This is a genomic window from Acinetobacter sp. Root1280 (assembly GCF_001425285.1).
Lineage (GTDB): Bacteria > Pseudomonadota > Gammaproteobacteria > Pseudomonadales > Moraxellaceae > Acinetobacter > Acinetobacter guillouiae.
In genome coordinates this window covers 49,155-69,822 of record NZ_LMED01000028.1, presented here as the reverse complement: position 1 = coordinate 69,822, position 20,668 = coordinate 49,155, and the positions used below count along the sequence as shown (strand labels likewise).

General features: G+C 37.6%; 24 protein-coding genes. All 24 read left to right on the top strand.

The window, feature by feature from the left end; translation table 11 throughout:
* Nucleotides 1–8 precede the first annotated feature (8 nt).
* The 24 genes from ASC84_RS19635 (at nucleotide 9) to ASC84_RS19525 (ending at nucleotide 15,765) form a co-directional block, all read left to right on the top strand.
* Nucleotides 9–560, top strand: coding sequence for a hypothetical protein (locus ASC84_RS19635; RefSeq protein ID WP_056517824.1), 552 nt, complete (start codon nucleotides 9–11; stop codon nucleotides 558–560).
* Between the two features lie 100 nt (nucleotides 561–660).
* Nucleotides 661–939, top strand: a complete 279-nt coding sequence (locus ASC84_RS19630) for a DUF3775 domain-containing protein (protein ID WP_162242543.1) — start codon at nucleotides 661–663, stop codon at nucleotides 937–939.
* 95 nt (nucleotides 940–1,034) lie between these two features.
* On the top strand, nucleotides 1,035–1,208 hold the full coding sequence (locus ASC84_RS22980; protein WP_171252564.1) for a hypothetical protein: 174 nt from the start codon (nucleotides 1,035–1,037) through the stop codon (nucleotides 1,206–1,208).
* A 120-nt stretch (nucleotides 1,209–1,328) separates the two neighbouring features.
* A complete protein-coding gene (locus ASC84_RS19625) occupies nucleotides 1,329–1,520 on the top strand; it encodes a hypothetical protein (RefSeq protein WP_056517821.1) in 192 nt (63 codons plus the stop codon).
* 348 nt (nucleotides 1,521–1,868) lie between these two features.
* Entirely contained in the window at nucleotides 1,869–2,240 is a 372-nt protein-coding gene (locus ASC84_RS19620; protein ID WP_056517819.1) for a hypothetical protein, read from the top strand.
* 64 nt (nucleotides 2,241–2,304) lie between these two features.
* Complete coding sequence (locus ASC84_RS19615) at nucleotides 2,305–2,619, top strand: Gp49 family protein (RefSeq protein WP_056517817.1); 315 nt, start codon at nucleotides 2,305–2,307, stop codon at nucleotides 2,617–2,619.
* Between the two features lie 88 nt (nucleotides 2,620–2,707).
* Entirely contained in the window at nucleotides 2,708–2,881 is a 174-nt protein-coding gene (locus tag ASC84_RS22975) for a hypothetical protein (protein ID WP_171252563.1), read from the top strand.
* 238 nt (nucleotides 2,882–3,119) lie between these two features.
* Nucleotides 3,120–3,623: a terminase small subunit gene (locus tag ASC84_RS19610; protein ID WP_081409403.1), complete on the top strand. Its 504-nt coding sequence runs from the start codon at nucleotides 3,120–3,122 to the stop codon at nucleotides 3,621–3,623.
* Nucleotides 3,601–4,833: a PBSX family phage terminase large subunit gene (locus tag ASC84_RS19605; RefSeq protein WP_056517815.1), complete on the top strand. Its 1,233-nt coding sequence runs from the start codon at nucleotides 3,601–3,603 to the stop codon at nucleotides 4,831–4,833. Before ASC84_RS19610 ends, ASC84_RS19605 begins: the two co-directional genes overlap by 23 nt.
* Nucleotides 4,834–4,873: 40 nt before the next feature.
* Nucleotides 4,874–6,226 (top strand): DUF4055 domain-containing protein, encoded by a 1,353-nt coding sequence (locus ASC84_RS19600; RefSeq protein WP_056517813.1) that lies wholly within the window; start codon nucleotides 4,874–4,876, stop codon nucleotides 6,224–6,226.
* Between the two features lie 3 nt (nucleotides 6,227–6,229).
* Nucleotides 6,230–7,360, top strand: a complete 1,131-nt coding sequence (locus ASC84_RS19595) for a minor capsid protein (RefSeq protein ID WP_056517811.1) — start codon at nucleotides 6,230–6,232, stop codon at nucleotides 7,358–7,360.
* A 92-nt stretch (nucleotides 7,361–7,452) separates the two neighbouring features.
* Nucleotides 7,453–7,899, top strand: coding sequence for a hypothetical protein (locus tag ASC84_RS19590; protein WP_155860363.1), 447 nt, complete (start codon nucleotides 7,453–7,455; stop codon nucleotides 7,897–7,899).
* Nucleotides 7,900–8,172: 273 nt separating this feature from the next.
* Nucleotides 8,173–8,904 carry a hypothetical protein gene (locus ASC84_RS19585; RefSeq protein WP_056517805.1) on the top strand — a complete coding sequence of 244 codons (732 nt, stop codon included), beginning with the start codon at nucleotides 8,173–8,175 and terminating at the stop codon, nucleotides 8,902–8,904.
* Between the two features lie 3 nt (nucleotides 8,905–8,907).
* A complete protein-coding gene (locus ASC84_RS19580; RefSeq protein WP_056517802.1) occupies nucleotides 8,908–9,879 on the top strand; it encodes a hypothetical protein in 972 nt (323 codons plus the stop codon).
* Nucleotides 9,880–9,920: 41 nt separating this feature from the next.
* Nucleotides 9,921–10,445, top strand: a complete 525-nt coding sequence (locus ASC84_RS19575) for a hypothetical protein (RefSeq protein WP_056517801.1) — start codon at nucleotides 9,921–9,923, stop codon at nucleotides 10,443–10,445.
* Between the two features lie 7 nt (nucleotides 10,446–10,452).
* The gene (locus ASC84_RS19570; RefSeq protein WP_056517797.1) at nucleotides 10,453–10,836 is read left to right on the top strand and encodes a hypothetical protein; all 384 of its coding nucleotides are present in this window, start codon (nucleotides 10,453–10,455) and stop codon (nucleotides 10,834–10,836) included.
* Complete coding sequence (locus tag ASC84_RS19565) at nucleotides 10,836–11,204, top strand: glutamate 5-kinase (RefSeq protein WP_081409402.1); 369 nt, start codon at nucleotides 10,836–10,838, stop codon at nucleotides 11,202–11,204. Before ASC84_RS19570 ends, ASC84_RS19565 begins: the two co-directional genes overlap by 1 nt.
* A 72-nt stretch (nucleotides 11,205–11,276) precedes the next feature.
* On the top strand, nucleotides 11,277–11,588 hold the full coding sequence (locus ASC84_RS19560) for a hypothetical protein (RefSeq protein ID WP_056517794.1): 312 nt from the start codon (nucleotides 11,277–11,279) through the stop codon (nucleotides 11,586–11,588).
* Between the two features lie 38 nt (nucleotides 11,589–11,626).
* A complete protein-coding gene (locus ASC84_RS19555; RefSeq protein ID WP_056517791.1) occupies nucleotides 11,627–12,007 on the top strand; it encodes a hypothetical protein in 381 nt (126 codons plus the stop codon).
* Complete coding sequence (locus ASC84_RS19550) at nucleotides 12,004–12,414, top strand: hypothetical protein (RefSeq protein ID WP_056517789.1); 411 nt, start codon at nucleotides 12,004–12,006, stop codon at nucleotides 12,412–12,414. The genes ASC84_RS19555 and ASC84_RS19550 overlap by 4 nt, the downstream gene beginning before the upstream one ends.
* 184 nt (nucleotides 12,415–12,598) lie before the next feature.
* Nucleotides 12,599–13,123 carry an antA/AntB antirepressor family protein gene (locus ASC84_RS19545; protein ID WP_056517786.1) on the top strand — a complete coding sequence of 175 codons (525 nt, stop codon included), beginning with the start codon at nucleotides 12,599–12,601 and terminating at the stop codon, nucleotides 13,121–13,123.
* Nucleotides 13,124–13,201: 78 nt separating this feature from the next.
* On the top strand, nucleotides 13,202–14,116 hold the full coding sequence (locus ASC84_RS19540) for a phage tail tube protein (RefSeq protein ID WP_056517785.1): 915 nt from the start codon (nucleotides 13,202–13,204) through the stop codon (nucleotides 14,114–14,116).
* A gap of 2 nt (nucleotides 14,117–14,118) precedes the next feature.
* Nucleotides 14,119–14,604, top strand: a complete 486-nt coding sequence (locus tag ASC84_RS19535; RefSeq protein ID WP_056517782.1) for a hypothetical protein — start codon at nucleotides 14,119–14,121, stop codon at nucleotides 14,602–14,604.
* An 840-nt stretch (nucleotides 14,605–15,444) separates the two neighbouring features.
* Nucleotides 15,445–15,765 carry a hypothetical protein gene (locus ASC84_RS19525; protein WP_056517775.1) on the top strand — a complete coding sequence of 107 codons (321 nt, stop codon included), beginning with the start codon at nucleotides 15,445–15,447 and terminating at the stop codon, nucleotides 15,763–15,765.
* The last annotated feature ends 4,903 nt before the right edge of the window (nucleotides 15,766–20,668 follow it).

Sequence of the window (20,668 nt, the reverse complement as noted above, 5' to 3'; positions counted from 1 at the left end):
GGGCAATTATGAACGTAGTAGCAGAGAAGTTTGAACAATTCGAGTGGTTGACTCATGGCATCACTGCTAAGTCACCGCAATTCAATGATGAGACAAAAGGCACAGGAGAGAAACCTTTGGACTATCAAGATCGCTTGGGTGCTATTGCGAGCATGGAAACCCAATTGGAGAAGTCGATTACATCAGTAATCATTTTTGGACAAAATAGTAAGAGTGATTTTGAGTTTGTGCAGAATCACTTAGCAAAAATCATGATTGCAAATGCATTGAGTGATAAACGTCGAGAACCTGAGGGGATTCAATTAGACTATTTGGCGGTGTTGATTGCTAGAATGGTAATTGATTTCTCTATTGATCCAGAGCTTGAGAATAACTTCACAGCTCAAGGACGGTTGTATTATGCAGGGATTCGCTCTTGGCAGATGACCCAAAATTCATATCGTTTAACATGGAAACAATACGAAAACATGATGATTATTGCTTTAGAGACTTCAATTAAATGCGCATCAGATGCAATTGAAAAGTATAGAAAAAATACTTACAAAGATTTAAAAGCATAGGGCTATCATTTAAATGATAACTAGGGTATAGTTTTTCTATACTGGTCGTATTACAGTTCATCTGAGACCAAAATTTAGCTACACATACATGGAGATGGGTGTGAGTATTTTTAATAACAATTTAACTATTAACGAAATATTAACTGTGAAATTACTATCTGCTCAAAATAAGTTAGGTGATTTAGCAAACTATATTAAAAATATGTCAAAAATCACACAGGCGGAGCTTGCTTTGCTTGCATGGAAGGGTCGTGGTGATGAGATCACTGATGAACAGTATCAATTAGACTATGCTTTAGAGCAAACAAAAGATCATCAATTTGCAGATTATTTAGCTAAAATGCCACTACATACTTATTTAGGTGATCTAGGATACTAATGTAATTTAAAATTAACACTAACCACCTCAACGGTGGTTTTTGCTTTTCATACCAACCAAAAGTGCTACACTCCCACCGATAAATAGGAAAACACATGAATATTTGCATCGGTGGCGATCTTAGCGGTCAAGTTGTAGAGAAAAGCCCTAACGATTACTTTCAACAGTCTATTGTAATTGGTGAAAAGACCTATAAGTTTTGGTTTTCAGATAAAGTAAGTTTTCATGATGCGTTTGTTGAGGCTGAGAAGCTGGCAAGGCAGGGTTGAATAAAGGGCGCTTAGGCGTCTTTTTTACATTAAGTTATAAATAACTTTATAAATATATTGAAAATACTTATTAATTTCACTACTTTAATATTTTAAACTTATTCAAAATTAAAGGTAGTTATGCTGATTAAATTAAATGAGAATACTTTTGTTAATAAAGATAATGTGACACATGTAAAAGTTATCAAAGGAATGCAATCGACTAAACTAGAGTTTCATCTTGTAGGTGGTGAAAAAATCTATCAACAAGTTAATGCAGATCATCTTGACTATTCGGTTAATGAAATTTTAAAACCGTTTGGTTTGAACTAGAAGAATCCCACCTTGGTGGGATTTTTTAATGGAGGTATCTATGCTCCGAATCAAACAAATCTTCTGCTTTCACGTTTGGGAATATTCAGATTTCTTTAGAGTGAGAGAGTGTCGGAAGGTGATTAGTACCACATAATTTTAACAAATAGTAAATTTTATCTAAATTGTTCTACAAACTAGTGAACAATATTTTTAATAAATGTTAAAAAATACCATAGGTTGATTATTGTGTTCCTGATTCCCTCTGAACAAGAATGTCTTAATTAATCTTAAAACCCCTTCCGAGGGGTTTTTTAATTCTTTAGGATTTGTTATATGTATTTAATACATAATTAAGCAGTATAAAACATGAAGAATATCATATTAGTAATTTCTTTATTTGTTTGCGGCTATGCCAATGCCTATCAAAAAGAAGATTTTGAAAAAAAATATAATCAGCTATCCAAAGCAATGGATGATTCAATTATTAATTCTATAGCATTTTCGAGTAGTGATAAGTCACAATCAACTAATCTAGTTTGTATATCAGTGCTTGATCAGATTAATTTTGTGAATTATATCATTGATAATTATAGTGATTATACGGAAATGCTTGAAAAAGTAGAAATGATATCACCGCCAAAAGATGAATTTGAAGAAATGAAAATAAGCCATTTATCTGAAATTGAAGAGTATAAGAAAGCGCTCGCAGGAACTAAGTACAATTGTACACCTGAATAAAGAATTCAATTGTAAATCTGACCCCACACTGTTGGGGTTTTTTAATGCCTAGAGGAAAGTGAAGATGTCAAACGAAAAGCAAATTGAACAAGAAATTCAAGACAAAGGTCTGAATGCACCACGATTAACGCCTGATCTTATTGATGGTGTGATTGTTGGTGAGACCTATACAAACTTACCAGATGGTCGAACGGTCATTTGTCAACTTACATTGAAGAACGGTTTTACTGTTGATGGCAAATCTGCCTGTGTGAGTAAAGATAACTTCAACCAAGAAATTGGTAATAAAATCGCACGACAAAATGCACGCGAAAAGATTTGGGAATTAGAGGGTTATCTTCTCAAAGAAAGCCTCTATCAGGCTGAATTAAATAAATAATTCAGAACCTTCCGCTACGTTTCCTTTGCCCCGAAAGGGGTTTTATTTTGTCTTGGAGATAACTATGGAAGGTTGGGATGGATGACTTATGAACAAACTCGAAGCACAAAAGAACCTCCAACTACTCGAACAAGATAAAGCACGCTTACTCTCACTTAATCATCTCAATTCCACTTGGGCGTTTAAGAATCAGTGTGAGTTGAGAGTGAAGCAGATTAATGGGTTTATTCGTAATTTAGAGTGTGGATTACAGAAAAAATAAAAGCCCATAAATTGGGCTTCTAATAAAGATTTCACAGTTACCGTGATTCTTTTGGGATGGCGTCCTTCGTTCTTTCGATTGACTACAGGCTGGTTACTGCTTCTGTCAATAGGAGTTCAATAACTTACCTAACGGCAGGAACCTTGTGCATTGAATCATCAAGCCATCGGGAAGTCCTTGCTCCTGCATTAACAATTATAAGTTTTGATTTTAAGTTAATCAATTAGGAGATTCCTTTATGGAAGATATTGAGCTTCCGAAAGGGAGTGAGCCATTAGCTAATCAGCAACATGAAAATTTAGCCCAAGCCTATGTTGAGACTGCGAGTAAAAAGAAAGCAGGGGAAAAGGCAGGCTACACAGATAAATCAAACGCATTTCGAGCCATTTTAAGACCAGATGTTCAAGAACGTATTAAGTTCCTACAAGAAGAACGGGCGGAAGAGCTGGGTATTGATGCTTATTATGTTCTTAAGAATCTAAAGTCTATCGCCGAGCGGTGTATGCAGGGTGAGCCTGTAACCGATCGAGATGGTAGTCCTGTTTTTATTCAAGGGCCCGATGAAGAATATTCAGCGCTCTATAAATTCGATCAAGCAGGTGCGAATAAATCCCTTGAGATGATTGGTAAACATCTTGGTATGTTTAAAGAAGAAGTGAAGTTGACGGGTAATTTAAAGATTCAAGCGCCAACTTTTAACATTGTTGGAGTTAAGCCAGATGGAGATAAAGATACCGTTTAAGCTGACTCCAGCTTTCGAGAATTTAAATACTTGTCTATATGATGCAATTGTTTGGGAAGGTGGGCGTGGTGGTGCAAAATCTGAAGCACTGGCACACATCGGAATTTTAGAATCGTATATTGATGATGGGGTGATTCTTTGTTGCCGCGAGATTCAGAAATCAATTGATGATTCAATCTATTCGATGTTGGTTGCCAAAATTTCTCAGCTTGGCTTAGATGAGCAATTTAAAATTCTCAAAGATGAAATTACCAACCTAATAACTGGTGCACGCTTCATTTTTGCGGGATTGAAGTCAAATATCACAAGCATAAAGTCAATTACGAAATTACGTGTTGTGCTTGTGGATGAAGCTGAAAATGTGAGTCAAAACTCATGGGATATTGTTAGACCAACGCCTCGTTATGGAAAGGTTAGAATTTATGTAGTGTTTAACCCGAAATTTGAAACTGACCCAACTTGGCAAGAGTTTGTAGCTAAAAAAGATAATCGAACTCTACATATTAGTATTGGTTGGCGTGACAATCCTTGGTTTCCTGAATCTTTAAACAATCAGCGTTTACGTGATGCTAGAGGTGATGCAGGTCGTTATGAGTGGATATGGGGTGGGAAGTTTTTAAAGCTTTCTGAGGCGTCAATATTCGGTAAAAAGCTTAGACAGCGTGAATTTGAAGTTGATGAAAGTTTTGGTGATCCAATGTTGGGCGTGGATTGGGGATTTAGTACAGATCCAGTTGCAGCAATTGAAGCTTATGTGAAAGGACGCACCCTATACATTCGAAATGCAGCAAGTAGGGTTGGTTTAGAGTTAGATGACACTGCTGCTTGGTTGTATAGACACATTCCAAAACTGAAATCCAATACTTCAAGAGCGGATAATTCAAGACCAGAAACAATCAGTAAAGTTCAGAAGGATAAAGAATGTCCTTTACCATTGTTAAAAGCTTGCGTGAAATGGTCAGGATCGGTTGAGGATGGTGTAGTCTACATTCAATCTTTTGATGAAATTGTTGTTCATCCTGATGCTGATAATTGCTATGCGGAATTGATGGCCTACAGTTATAAGAAAGATAAATTCGATGAAATTACTACAGAAATCTTGGATAAAGACAATCACTATGCTGATGCACTGAGATATGCCTTGGAACCTTACATAGCAGTTAAACATGTTCAGAAAGTCAAAACTCGAAGAATTCGAGGGATGGCTTAAATAGTTTGCACCTTCGGGTGCTTTTTTTATTGGTATTAATATGGCAGTTACAGATCAACATCCGCAGTACGCAGCGGTCAAAAAAAGTTGGCAATTGATGCGGGATTCAAGCTCTGTTGCTGGTGAAGAAACCATAAAAGAGGCTACAACCAAGTATCTGCCAAAATCAGCAGGTCAAATCGAAGCAGAAAAACAAAGCCCACTTGGTAAAGAAATCTATAATGGATATTTGCAGCGAGCTCAATATCCTTTGTGGGTTCAAGATTCATTAAGAACTATGATTGGTTTAGTTTCTAAACTTACTCCTGAAATTCAGATCAAAAGTAATTTGATGAAGCATTTAGAAGAAAATGCAACAAATGATGGATTTGGATTGAAGCAGTTATTCATTCGAATAGTTGAGCAGATTATTGAATTTGGACGTTGTGGGCTTTACATCGATGTCGATGGAGAAGGGAAACCTTATTTTGCTCTTTATGACGCACTGTCTATTATCAACTGGAAGGAGAACAGTGTTGAAGGTCGGAAAGATACAACATTGGTTGTCTTAGAAGAACAACATAGTTCAGGTGAAGATAAGTTCAGCCATAGCACAAAGACAGTTCAGCGTTCTTTAGAATTGAATGATGGTAATTTTGAAGTTTTCCTGCATGATGGCGGTAAAATTGAAGAAAAGACTCCGAAAATTGGAAACAACAATCTAGGTTTTATTACATTTGTTTTTATAGGTGCAACGAATAATTCTCCAAATATTGGATCAATTCCATTGTTATCGATGGCAAAGGCAGCAATTAAGTATTACCAATTATCTGCTGACTATTTTCAATCACTTCATCATACGGCTCATCCGCAACCATGGATTAGTGGCCTATCGGATGATGATGAAATCAGTGTTACTGGTGTAATGGCAGTTTGGGATTTACCTCAGGGTGCTGAGTGTGGATATTTAGAGATCGAAGGCGTAGGCATTGATAAAACCAAAGCTGAAATGGATTCTCAAAAGAATGCTGCATTAGAAGCAGGAGCCAAGGTCATTGATACCAACACTCAAGAATCAGGTGAAGCGCGTCGAGCAAGACAAGATGATCAGCATGCGAGTTTACATAGTATTGTGACTTGTGCTGCAGAGGGTATAGAACAGGCATTAAAATATGCAGCGCAATGGCTTGGGCTAAATCCTAATGATTATGTATTTACAGTGAAAGCTGAATTCTCCAATCAATCCTATGACATTAATTTGGCTAAGCAACTTTATGAAGGTGCTTTGGCTGGTAAAAACTCGTTCTCAACTTACTGGGATTACATTGCTACTGGCAAACTTCCAGAAGGTGGATATCAAGAAGAATTGCTTAAGGTTGAACAAGAAACTGAAGGCACACTAAATATGGGTTAGACCATGAATAACTCGATTCAAGAGCAAGCATTTCTAAATGCATTTATTCAGCATCAAACTTATTTGCATCGTGCATCGAGTCAAACTGTTAATGAGATGTGGCAGCTTTTTAGCAATCAATCTAATGAAATGGTTCTGAAACTTCGTGATTTGCTGGATGAATTAAGCGATCAAGAGAAAATAGCCTTATCTGGTGCACAGTACACAACACCAAAGCTCAAAGAAGTGCGCAGCCTTATTAATGAATGGTTCTTAAATCTAAGTTTCGCGCTGCCTGAAACTTTTGCAGTAACAGCAACGGCATTCGCAGTTTACGAGTCCATATGGTTATCCAAGGCGTTAAATAATCCAATTAAAGAGCCTGATGGCAAAAAGCTGTATACAAAGATCAGGCACAAGCCTTTGACTGGTGGTGCTTTGGTTGATAGCTTACTTGAAAATATCGCAACTACAGCACGTCAAAAAGTTGAATATGCGATTCGAGATGGAATTAATTCAGGTCAAACTAATTATGAAATCATTAAACGAATTCGAGGTTATGACAAAACTATTGATGGAAAGAAAATTCATTATGATGGTTTGATCGATCAATCGTTTAAAGATGTTGATCGAGTTGTTAGAACTGCCCGAAGCCATGTGTCGAATCAATCTTATGAGTCTACTTGGAATGCTTTAGGTTTCGAATTCTATAAGTTTTTCAGTGTGCTTGATGGTAGAACATCTATGCTGTGTGCATCATTAGATCAAACTACATGGCAAAAGGGTGATCCTAATATTAGAAGACCACCATTACATCCTCACTGTAGATCAACTTTACTTGGTGTAGATGCTGATGGAGAAATAGCAGGGTTACGACCATTTGTGGCAGATAATCGAGCGGTTAAGGATATTCCAAAAGATCAGCGTAGCGGCAAGATTGGTCAGATTGATGCTAATACCTCTTACAAAGATTGGTTTGAACGTCAAGATGAGAAATTCCAAAGAGAATGGCTAGGACCATCAAAGTTTAAACTTTATAAAGATGGTGGTTATACCATTGATAAATTTGTTGATCCACTTTCTGGTCTGCAATTCAATCTCAAGCAGCTAAAAGAAATGGATGAAAAGACTTTTAAAGAGGTTGGGTTGTTCTAAATTAGTAGCATTGCAAGGGTGTTATTTCTTGGAAACTATTTGTAAAGAGTGTAGTTTAAGCATTATCAAGAAAAAAGTTTTAAGTGATTAATGTGAAAAAACGAGAAGTTAATGAAGAGTATGATTGGTATTATGAAGATACTGGTCGTGACTACAAGCTGCAACACCAGATAAATGATATAAGAAATAACTTCGAATCGATTTCGAATTGGTTGTATCTGGGAGCCGATGCTAATGACCAAAGTTTCGTAAAAATAGGAATTACTACTGGTGATCTAAGATCAAGATCATATAGTTCAGCTCGCCCGACATATTATCTTTTCTGTGCTTTTAAATTTAAATATAACCTGTCTAGGCTGGAGATGGAGAGCGTTGAAGGTGATATTTTGACTAGGATGGAAAATATATATTGCAATAGACCAAATCATGCAAATAGGTTAAATCATTTTGAGTCAGGGAGAGTTTCTGAGTGTTTTCAACCAGTAGATTTTTACAATTTCTACAAAGACTTGCACATGGAAATTTTAGAATATCATTGAGATAGTTTTGTGATATGTGATTATGAAGATTATGAAGATTATGAAGATTATGAAGATTATGAAGATTATGAAGATTATGGGGAGTTTGTGGAATGTATTTTTAATCCGCGTTTAGACAACTCAAATCAAAGGCTTTTAGAAATGATTGTTCAATCATATTGATAAGAACTTAAATTAAACTTTTCAGCTTAAGCACCCAACCGGGTGCTTTTTTATTGCCTGCGCAAAGCTCAGGTTCACAAATCCGCTAGGCGGTTATTCGAGGAATATATAATGTCAGATGACAATAAAGTTGATTTAAACAACCCTGAAATTCAAGAAGCAATCAAAAATGCCGTAGATGAACAGGTCAAAGGCTTGAAGGCAAAAAATGATGAACTTCTTGGTAAGAACAAAGACTTAAACACTGAACTTTCAGGCATTAAAAAGCAGTTGGAAGGTGTGGATTTAACAGCAGTTAAAGACCTTCTTTCAAAAGCCAATATGGATGAAGAATCAAAACTAATTGCCGAGGGCAAGATTGATGAAGTCATTCAAAAGCGTACTGAAAAAATGAAGCAGGACCATGACAAACAACTACAGGCTGAAACTGAGCGGGCAAATAAAGCGGAAGTATATGCAAACCAGTTTAAACAGTCTGTAGTGAAAGGTCAGATTGCACAAGCATTCAGCGGTGTTGGTGGTTTAGCGGAAGCGACAGACGATGTTACGGCTTTGGCTTTATCACAATTTGCTTTAGATGAAAAAGGCAATGCTGTGATGATCGATGCCAATGGCGAAACAATTATTGGGAAAGATGGCTCAACTCCATTAAGCCCTAAAGAATGGGTCGAAAGCCTGCGCGAAACCAAGTCTTATTTTTTCCCTAAAGCGCAAGGTTCTGGTGCACCAGGTTCAGGAACATCAACTAAAAAATGGTCTGACTATACAGAATCAGAACGTGCAGCAATTGCGCGTGAAAATCCAAATGCATTTCAACAGTTATTAAAAACTAAGGAAAACTAATTTATGCCAGCTACTCGTATTGCGGATATTTTTGTTGGGGATTACTACCAAACATTAGATCCAGTGAACTCACCTGAAAAAACGGCAGTTTATCAATCAGGTATTGTTACCAAAAATCCAGCTTTGAGTGATATTGCAAATAATGGTCAAGGCACTTCAACAATTTCTTATTGGCAGGATCTAGATGCCAATGAAGAGGCAAACGTCTCTACAGACGATCCAGATCAAAAAGGTAAAGTAGGTAAAGCGTCGCAAGACAAGATGCAAGCTCGTACTCTCTATCTTAACAAACCATATGGCGTGTCAGATTTAACGACTGAGCTTGCCAATAGCGAACCAATGCAACACATTCGCAACCGTTATGGGAAATATTGGGAACGTCAATGGCAGCGTTACTTATTGGGTGCTGCACGTGGCGTGATTGCATCTAACCTTGCAAATAACTCTGGCGATATGGTGATTGATGCAGGTGCAACGATGACCGCTACAGCTATGCAGGATGCGGCATTTACTGCTGGTGATGCTGCTGATCAGTTTGCTGCAATTGGCGTGCATTCTGTTGTAATGAAGCAGATGGTGCAAAAAGATCTGATTGAGTATGTGAAAGACTCTCAAGGCAACATCATCTTAACTACCTACCTTGGTAAGCCAATCTTTATGGATGATGGCCTTACTTATGGCGCAAACCAGTACCTTTCAATGTTCTTTGGTACGGGTGCCTTCGGTTATGGTGAGGGTACTCCAACCAATCCAGTTGAAGTTCAGCGTGATGCCTTAGGTGGAAATGGTGGTGGTTCGGAAATCATCGTGGAGCGTAAGACTTACATCTTGCAGCCTGCCGGGTTCTCATGGAAAGGGGAGGAAGATCCAAATAAAACTCCAACAATTGCTCAGTATGCAAATGCTGCGAATTGGGAACGTGTGTTTGATCGTAAACTTGTGCCTTTTGCTGCGGTAATCTCAGGTACACCTTAATAAACTTGGCGGCTTCGGTCGCCTTTGTTTTGGAGAATAAAGTGAAAGTTATTTATACAAATACAATTCCTGAAAATCAGCAGCTAAATGTTTGCTATCGCACTTCATTTTTAGGTGTTATTTCTGCTGCAACTTCGGTTGAAGTGGATGATGAATTTCCAAATGCTGAAGCAGTAAAACAAGCCTATGCGTTCTTAAATGCTCAGGCTCTATCAGTTCAAGTTAATGTAGGCATCACGCCTGAATTACAGGCTGTTGTTGATGAAGCAAAAGCTGAGTGTGAAAAGGTGGTTGAAGAAAATACGGCCCTGAAAGCACAAATCGAAGCACTTTCTGCAAATGAAGCAGCGAAATCTGAACTTGAGTCAGAAAATTCAAGATTGAAAGATTCAGTTTTGATTCTAGAAGATGCTCAGAAAGAATCGCTCGAACAACTTCAAACTGCTAAAGGTGAATTTATTGCATTCCAAAATAACATTGAAGCAATGAAAGCCTGTATCACCGAATTGGAAGCAAACGCCGATAAAACGGATGAAGAAAAACCGAAAACAACCAAAGCAAAGTAGGTGAGTCATGAGTTTTGTCACTGAATCAGAAGTTGAGCAAGCGCTTGGGGATACTTGGACCAGCCAAAGTGAAAGTGACAAGGCTCAACTTCTTAAGAAAAGTCAAACATATTTAATCGCTCGAAACGTTAAAGATTATGAAAATGTTGATGATGTACCACAGGATTTAAAGGATGCATCCTTTGAAATCATTAAAGGTATCATTGATAAAAAACTCTACATTGATAAAGACCAAGAACTTAAATCTAAACGAGTAAAAGCGGATAGTATTGAAAGTGAAAAGGTATATCAGGATGGCTCTAAATCCATTAATGCAGTTGAGCAATTCATTTGGGATTTGATCAAGCCATATACTAAAAAATCACGCGTTCAAATGGTAAGGAAACTGTGATGGGATTGAGAGACGAATTGCAGGCCGATATTGCAGAGGCATTTGATACTGATTTAGCTGATGCCATTACCACTTTCACTTGCTCCAAAGAAATTCAATCAGGTGATTTCGACTTTGAAACGCAGACTTATCCTATTATTACCGTTGAACAATACTCAGGACGTGGCGTATTTGGCTCATATAAGCGAGATTTGGTAAAGCCTATCAATTATCAAGTTGAAGATGTAAAAGCTACTGTGCTTCAAAATGAAGTAACTGGTGTGCCTCAGATTGATGATGTTTGGGTGGCAGGTCGTGAGTTTAAAGTTTTGAGCATTAGCAAAGATCCAAGTGGAAGTATTTGGATTTGCCAGTTAAGAGTTACATAAAGCTATAAAATAAATTTTGGATTTTATTGAAAAAGTGTATGATTTATTTCAACTTGAATTCGAGTACACATAATGCTACCTACTGAATTAATATTAAAAGATTTGTCTGCGTATTTAGTTAATAAAAGATTATTGGATCCGAAGATTAAAGATATTACTAACTATGATCTATTGATGCAGATTTTTCTTGACTACATAAATAATGTAGACAGAGCAGAACACATATATTTCCATAAAAGCTTTTTAAATCTTGAACAAGATAGTGCTATTTTTCAGCTTAAAGAATCTGAAATTACATTACCCTTAAAAGAATTAAATAGTTTTGACTCAGATCAACTTAAAGAATTTTTATATAGAATATTTACTGAATCTGCTTATAAATAATAAAAACCACCTTAGGGTGGTTTTTTAATGGGTGAAATATGACTTGGAAAGGATTTAGACCATCACAATTTACACTCCAAGTTTTGCATGATGGATCAGAACTACAAAGAAAAATAACCGCTGCAATGCTTCAAGGTGTTGTGCTTAAAAGTCCAGTCGATACAGGGGCTTTCAGAGGTAATCATCGTGTTTCAATTGGTAGTGTGGATTACACCAAAGACTTTCAAAAAATAGATAAATCAGGTACGACAACCATTGCGGATGGAATGGCTAAAGTCCTTAGCATTCAATTAGGGATGAGAGTCTTCATTAGTAATAATCTGCCTTACGCAATTGCTCTCGAAAATGGACATTCAGGCCAAGCGCCTTTAGGGATTTATTCAATCACTTTCCAATCAGTTACGAGTAGATATAAATGATGACATTATCGGAAGCTGAATTGGCGATATACAAGCGAATAGGCCAATTTAGTGGTGTGGAAAAAACATATCTTCGAATTGAAAATCAGAAAACTCCAGATGGCAAACCATTTGATCCACCATCAAATAAACTTTGGTGCAAAGTTTATATTCAGTATGGAGATAGTTTGATTGCAGGTATTGGAAATGAACCCTGTATTCGAGATATTGGCACTATTTCAATTCAATGCTTTGCACCAAAGAATTCAGGCACGATTGAAATGACAAATCTATGTGTTAAATGGCGTGAATTCTTACAAACCTTTGGTGTTTCACATTTAGAAGTCTATAGAGTCCATGCGCCACAAGATATGGATGATGACAATTTTTATGCAAAGATAGTGAGAGCTGAGTTTCGAGTTAATTAGCTTAATCTCACAACAAACCGGAATTACTTTTAAACGAACCTGTCCTTAGTGACAGGTTTTTTAATGCCTGAAATATGGCATCCAAGCCAACTAGGGTAGCTCCTGAAAGGAAGATGGTCGTTTCGACTACTCATTGCATCTTCTTGTTGGCTTTCTTTTATTTATGAGTGGTCGGAGCATAACAATGAATGCGATTGTAAAAATTGAAGGTAAAAGTCCATTTATCGAAGTGGAGCTTAATGGAAAAATTCAACTTGGCGTAAATGCCCGTGATTTGCACAAAATGCTAGAAGTCAAAGCGGAGTTTTCTCATTGGATTAAACGACGAATTAACCAATGCAAATTTGAAGAAAATTTTGATTATATGGTTTTCGTCAAAAAAGACGAAAACCTAAAAGGTGGACGTCCAACAACTGAATACATTATTTCTGTAGATATGACAAAACATCTTGGAATGATGGAACGAAATGAAAAGGGTTTTGAAATCCGCAAGTTTTACATTGAGCAAGAAGAATTGGCACGCAATACATTAAACGGCATCCAAATTGAAATTGGAAAATTATCCTTGCTTGCCGATCAATGGAAAGAAACCTTATCAAATGCAGGAAGAATTCTAAGTGTTGGTGGAAAACAAATTAGACCACAGATACTGAAAAAATTAGATGAGCTAATTGAACATGCTCAACCAAGTTTAAAACTAGAGGGTTAGATTTCAAATATCACTTTCTAGCAACTCTATCCACCTCCTTAAAGGAGGTTTTTTTATGCCTAAATTAAGGAGAACTTCATGAGTTCTGGAGCTAAACAATTAACCCGAGTTGGTTTTGAAGCATCACCTGGTGTGATTGCAACCACTTGGAATACATTTGCATTTACCACTAATGGTTTAGATGCAGCAGCACAAACCACCGAATCGCAAACGATTAAAGATTCACGAATTGCAGCCGGTACTTTGGTAACTGGTGTTGAAGTGCAAGGAGATATTGAATCTGAATGGGCTTATGGGATTCAGGATAAAGTCTTAGAGCTAGTTGCCTTTAATGCTTGGAATAACAACGTTTTGAGCTTTGGAGGTACAACTCGAAAAACACTTTCGATTATTCGCGGCTTTAGTGATATCGATAACTTCCAAGCTTTCACCGGTTGCCACATTAACCAGTGGACTTTATCGATCCCTGATTCTGGTATTGTGACTTCTAAATTCGCAATTATGGGAATGAAGCGTACAGCTTATGAGGTTGCCCCGACTGGTACCGTAACACCAGCAGTGGATGCAGTACCATTAACTAGCCTATCAACTGGTGACATTCTTATTGATGGTGAGAAGAAACCAGGAATGTGCATCACTCAGATTGAATTAACCATTGATAATACAATGCAGATTCAAAAGTGCTTAGACTATGAAAATAACATTGCCGCAATCTTAGAAACCATTATGAAAGGCAGTGGTAACTTTACAATTGCATGGTCCAAAAACACTGCAGAACTTTATGAAAAACAATTCTTAAATGAACCGATTGGCCTTGAATACTCATTGAAAGATACTGCAGGTAATAAATACACTCTCAAACTACCTAAGGTTCAAGTATCTGCGCCTTTGCCAAGTGGTGGTGCTGGTGATGTATTAACTACCCAATTCTCGTTCACTGTCGCGGATGTTGCACCGACTCTTACACGTATTCCTGTAGTTGCGGGGCCTTAATCATGTTAATTGAAATCGAAGAACAGAAGTCTATTGAATACGTTCAAGAATGGTTTGATTTTAAAGATGGAGTGAAACTACTCATTGCGAGTATTGATAAGCCATCATTTCAGCGTTCACTTGAACTCAATGGGATTCAGGCCGAGCAAGAGCTTGCAGGCATTAAGGCTGTTACAGATGAGGGTGCAGTTAAAGCCAAATTAGGTTTTAACCGAGCTGTATCACATCTCTTGCTAGGATGGGTTGGACTAGTCGGTAAGGATAAGAAGCCAATCGAATACAGCGCGCAAAATGCTGAGCTGATTTGTACAAGCTCAAAGCAATCACTTGAAATTATCGTATTCATCATGGAAAAGGCTAAAGTGAACCATGACTCTAAGACTGTAGAGATTGCTGATGAAGTGGGAAAGTCCTCAAGCACTACGAACAAAGAAACATCAAATGGTGCGAAGAAAAAACCGCTGAAATCTACCAAAAGCTCGGCATAAAACCACCTGAGCGTTTAGAACCAAGTTACACCGCAAACCATATCATTAAAGCCTTTAATTTAATTTCAAAGGCTAGACGGTTTATTGCCTTTCCGCAGGGTGGTGGGTTCTATGACTCACTCACTCTTGCGGATATTAAAAGCTATTTTGATGTGTACGGTTGTGACTTAGATCGAGGGCTTTTTGTTGAGTGTATTTTTGCGCTGGATGGGAAGTACTTGAGTGAAGTGAATAAGTCATAAGTGCTATCAAGCCAAAACTTCTAACAAATTTTATTTAGAGGTGCACGTATAAGAGAGAACTATTTATATGGTTTTCTTGATTCCAAAACAAAACCCCGAGAGTTCACAGCTCTTGGGGTTTTTGTTTCCAACCCACAATGCACACTTGAGGATTAGAACATATATGAATTATACCCCCAAAAACCAATTAAAGGTAGACGGAAAAATGAGCGAATTAGGTGCGGATAAAGCTGGTAACAAATTAGCAACTGCCGCAATTATTGCATCAGTATTATTTGGAATCGCGGCAGTGATTGCTGCCATACGCTGGTGGTAATAAACATGATCATCAAACCATAAAGCCGATCTTTTAAAAGGTCGGTTTTTTAATGTCCGCAATAAGCCCTTGCCCAACTTACAAAGAATTGGATTATTTGTTATTTTATGAGCAAACACCAAGGGGTTTATATGAAAAAAATATTAATTTTATCTGCAATTTTACCTAGTTTATGTTTTGCGGACACAAAACAGTTAGATAACGATATTCATGAATGCCCTTGCCCAACTTACAAAGAATTGGATTATTTGTTATTTTATGAGCAAACACCAAGGGGTTTATATGAAAAAAATATTAATTTTATCTGCAATTTTACCTAGTTTATGTTTTGCGGACACAAAACAGTTAGATAACGATATTCATGAATGCGGTACGATTTTTAAAACAGCAGAAATGGTTATTCAGGCTAAGCAGCAGGGCGTATCTATAACAAAGCAAATAGAAGCAAATGATCTTGCATTGAAAAAAAGTAACGATCAAGCAACTTATAAAGAAATTGATACCATTATAAAAGAAGCTTATTCAAAGCCAATTTCTTCAAGTGATTCCGAAAAGGAAGCAGAACTATCGAGTTTTCCTTTAAAGCATTATATGGCTTGTTAGATACGCAGGGATCATACTAAATTNAACGATCAAGCAACTTATAAAGAAATTGATACCATTATAAAAGAAGCTTATTCAAAGCCAATTTCTTCAAGTGATTCCGAAAAGGAAGCAGAACTATCAAGTTTTCCCTTGAAACATTATATGGCTTGCTTAGATACGCAGGGATCATACTAAATTAGCTAACCATCCGCTTACCCGAAACAACTTTGCAAAACTGTCTACGAAATCGTAGTGGACTAATGTAATTTAATTCCATCAAACATAAAAAACCACTAACCTGAGTGGTTTTTTTATACCTGTAGCCCGCCTTTCCTGCGGGCTTTTTTTCATCCGTAGGAAAGTAAAAAATGGCTGAACAACGCAGCACCCTCGTTATCGAAATTAGCTCAGAACAAGCAGCACGTAATGCACGTGCTTTAGATCGAGAGCTACAAAGTATCGAACGCACTGGTAATTACGCAACTACTTCAATGAACTCTATGTCAGTGGCAGCACGTCAGTTGGCAGGGTATTTGGCTGGGGTTGTGACTGTTGGTACTGCGATCGCTAAGATGGATACTTATACTGGTTTAAATAACAAACTTAAATTAGTCACTAAGAGCCAATCTGAACTCAATACTGCAATGAACGATACCTTCAAAATCGCTCAAAATACTGCACAAGCATGGGATTCGGTTGCACAGATCTATCAACGTTTTTCTGACAATGCAAAGCGTTTAAACATTACTCAAGCCAAAACTGCAGAACTAACTGATACCGTTGCTAAAGCAATCGCAATTAGTGGTGGTTCAGCTGCTTCGGCAGAAGCTGCATTAGTTCAATTTTCACAAGCTTTGGCTTCCAATGTTCTACGCGGTGAAGAGCTTAACTCTGTAATGGAGCAAGCGCCTGGACTCGCAAAGGCAATTGCTCAAGGTATGGGAATCACAGTAGGTCAATTACGTTCAGTTGCTGCAGAAGGAAAGATTACAGGTGATGTACTTGTTGATGCTTTAACAAAGGCACGTGGTTCAGTAAATGAACTATTTGGCAAAACGGATTTCACTATTGCTCAGTCATTCACGCAATTATCCAATGAAGTCACTAAGTTTGTGGGCGAGGCTGGTAAAGGGAGTGGGGCTGCAAAGGTTCTATCTTCTTCTATTAGTGCACTTGCTGAAAATCTAGCCCCTATTGCAAACGCTGGTGCAGCACTAGCAATAGGAATGTTAACCAAAGCAATGATCAGCAATGCAGCAGCCACAACATCTGCAACCTACTCCTTGATTGCAAAAGTTGATGCAAGTATTGCTGAACGAAATGCCAATATTGCAGCGGCACAAGCCGAAGTCGCTTCTGCAGCTGCTGAAGCACAAAGCACTCAAGTAACATTGACCAATATCAAGGCAACACATGCACAGATCATGGCTGAAATTGAACTTGAAAAAGTTCGTTTGAAAGCTCAAATCACTGATCAAGGTCGAATGGCCACAACTACACGAATGGCTCAGCTTGGTCGATTACAGGCTCAAGTCGCTTTAGAAGTTGCAGCGGCTGAATCAGCACAAACCGCATCTTCTGCCAGATTATCTGCAGCTTTAACAGCACAAACCGTTGCTACAAGTCGTTTAGCTTTAGCCAAGTCAGCTCTTATGGCGATTTTTAGCCCAATGGGTCTAGCAATTGCAGCAACAGCAGCAACTTTCTATTTATTGAGTAGTAGTTCAGATGAAGTCAAAGAGTCTCTTGCAACTCAAGCTGATTCTGTCGAGTCTTTAACAAAGAAATACTTAGAGTTAAATACTGTACAAGCTTTGGTTGAAGGCGTGCGCTTACGTAAAGAGATTGAACAGCAAAATGATGTAATTGATGATGCAAGTAGTGCTACAAAACGTTTCGCATATATTCAAAAAGAATTGTTCAAATTATCTGGCAATGATTATGCAGATTACCAGAAGGCAGTTACTTCTATTGCTAAAGGTGCAAGTGATGCAGGTGATCTTTTAAATAAAATGATTGCTTCAGGTCGTTTTAGTCAGAATCAAATTGATAAATTGGTTGAGTTTTCAGGAGCAGTAGCAGAATCAAAGAACAAGATAGAGCAAAATAATAATGCTCTTAAATTATTGAATGCTACATCTGGGCAACATGTAGAAGTAACTGCTGATTCAATTAAGCAACTAACGATTCAAACAAATTTAACAAAAGTTGCTACCCAAAATTTCACTGATATGAAAACTCAAATGCTTGATTCATTACAAGCACAAGTAGAATTCATCCGTTTGAATGGTGGCAGTGAAGAACAAGTTAATTCGTTGAATAAAGTGATTCAAGCTTATTCTTTGAACCAACTTACAGCAACTGATGCTGTAAAAAAATTCAACAGCTCAGCCAAAGTTCCTTCTGATGTAATCAAAGGATTGATAGATTACGCTTCTAAAACAGACCAGTCTAAATTTGCAATGAATCAGGCTAATACGGAATTAAAAGCGATTCAAGAAAATGGTTCTAAAGCAAAGCAAGGTTTCATTGATGCAAGTCAGGGTGCTTCAACAGCAATGTCAGAAGTAGACAAACTCAATGAGAAAATGAAGGAGTTTAATAAAACTATTGCTCAGAGAAAATTTGATGCTGGTTATCAACAAATTTTGATTACTCAGTATGGTAAAACTCCAGAGCAAGCTGCTGCAATGTTAAAGGTTCGCAAAGAAGCAGAAAAAATAGGATTGAAAAATCCTACTGCAGATATGCTTAAAAATGAACTGTCAGTTTTAAGTATTGAAAACAAACTTAAAGACACTATTGAGGCAAAGAGTAAGGCTGAAAAGGATCGTACTAAAGAGCTTAAAGACCAAGAAAATATATCTAAACGCTTAGTTGGAATATCAGGTAATTCAGGTATCGGCACAGGCGCTCATCTTGATGTTCGCTATGGTGGATCTCGTGATGGGCAGAAAGTATCACCTGAACACATAGCACGACTACAAGCTGGTGGTAAATCCCTTTCAAATTATCGTGTTTCTTCTGATTATGGTCAAAGAAAAGCACCAACTGCTGGGGCGTCAAGTTTCCATAAGGGTATTGATTTTGCTATGCCTGTGGGCACACCAATCACAACAAAAGTAGCGGTAAAAGATGTAAAAACTGCATACGATCCAAAAGGTGGTGGTTACTACAGTACGGTAACTTTTGAAGACGGTGTTGTGCTTAAACTTCTACATCAATCGCCAAGCATGCAAAGCAAGGTGAAAGGTGGTGCAAGTACTGGGACTTATGGTTCCTATATTGCGCAAGATAAAGTTGAAGCTAAGTCAGAGCAAGAAATTGAAACATTAAGAGCAAACTACTACTCGCTAAGTGAAAAAGACGAAGCTGATCATATCAAGCGTGTAAAAGATTTGCGTAAAAATGGCCTAGATAGCCTAGTTGCTGATGAAAATGCTCGGTTTGAAAAAACTAAACAACTTCGTCAATTCGAATTCACAATGGAGGTTGATAGTTGGCGTTGGGTTGGTGAGGAAAAGATCAAGAATGATGCTTATGTCAAAAAACTTAGAGTTGAAGCTAGTACGGATTTCAATAAAAAGGAAAAGGCAGAAGCAATTAAATCTTTTGAAGAGCAAAGAGATTATGAACTAGCCGCATACCGCAGACTCCAAAAAGACAAACTCAATGAGTTTAAAGCAGCTTTGGAGCAGCAAACTGGTGAATTGCAACGTGCTTATTATGAGGTAATGGCACAAAACACAATGACTCAACCGCAACTTGCACAGTGGCAGTTTCAAAATCAATATGGTTCTTCTATAGGTGGTGCTTATGATTCTTATCAAAATTCTGTTAAGGATATTAACAAGAAGGATGACAAAGATCAGTACTTGATTGAGGCTGAAACACGTAATCAAATGTTGTTACAGGCTGAGCAAAACTATCAAAATCAACTTCTATTAATCAAAATGAAAGGGGTTGAGGATGAGAAGGTTTTACAACGCCAAATCCAAGATGAAAGGCTTAATGGCTATAACTTCTTATTGACCCAAGCTAGTTCTGTTTGGGGTGGTGTAACTACCATGGTTAAAGATGCAACTGGTGAGCAGAGCGCAGCTTATAAGGCAATGTTTTTAACACAACAAGCCTTAGCAATCGCTCAAGCAATTATCAGCACCGAATTAGCATCAACTAAGGCTCTGGAGTTAGGTCCGATTCTAGGGGTTCCTGCCGCTGCGCTTGTGAGAGGGCTTGGTTATGCCTCCGTTGGCTTAATTGCTGCCCAGACAATTGCAGGATTCTCAAATGGAGGCTATACGGGTTCAGGTGGAAAGCATGATCCAGCAGGCATAGTTCATAAGGGTGAAGTTGTATTCTCTCAAGAAGACATCAAGCGCTGGGGTGGAGTTGGGAATGTTGAAAAGCTACGCAAAACTGGTGGTTATTCAGATGGCGGAATTGTCGGTAATTCTTATAATGAAAGGAGGCAATATGATGCAATTAGTCAAGCCAGAACAAATGTAGCCTCACAGCCAAATATCATCATCAACAACTACTCCAATGAAACAGTTGAAACATCAACTGCATCAAATGGAGATTTATTGGTGCAAATTGGAAAAATGATGGATAAGAAGATTGATGATGGGGTTGATAGAGGTATTCAAAGGAATTTGAAACAAGGCTATCTATTAGATAAAGCAATAAAGAATAGACGTTAAGCTACTTCGGTAGCTTTTTATTCATTCAAATGTTAGATTTATTCAAAATAAATTAAGAGTTTGTGATGAAGAAAATTATATTAGGATTAAGTGTCGTAGTTGGCTTAGTTGGTTGCGTAAGTCCTGTTTCTGAAATGACGAATAATAACTTTACTAATGTGCAACCCACCATCACAAATTTAAGAGGTTTTTGGTCTGGTAATAATGGTCCTTATCTT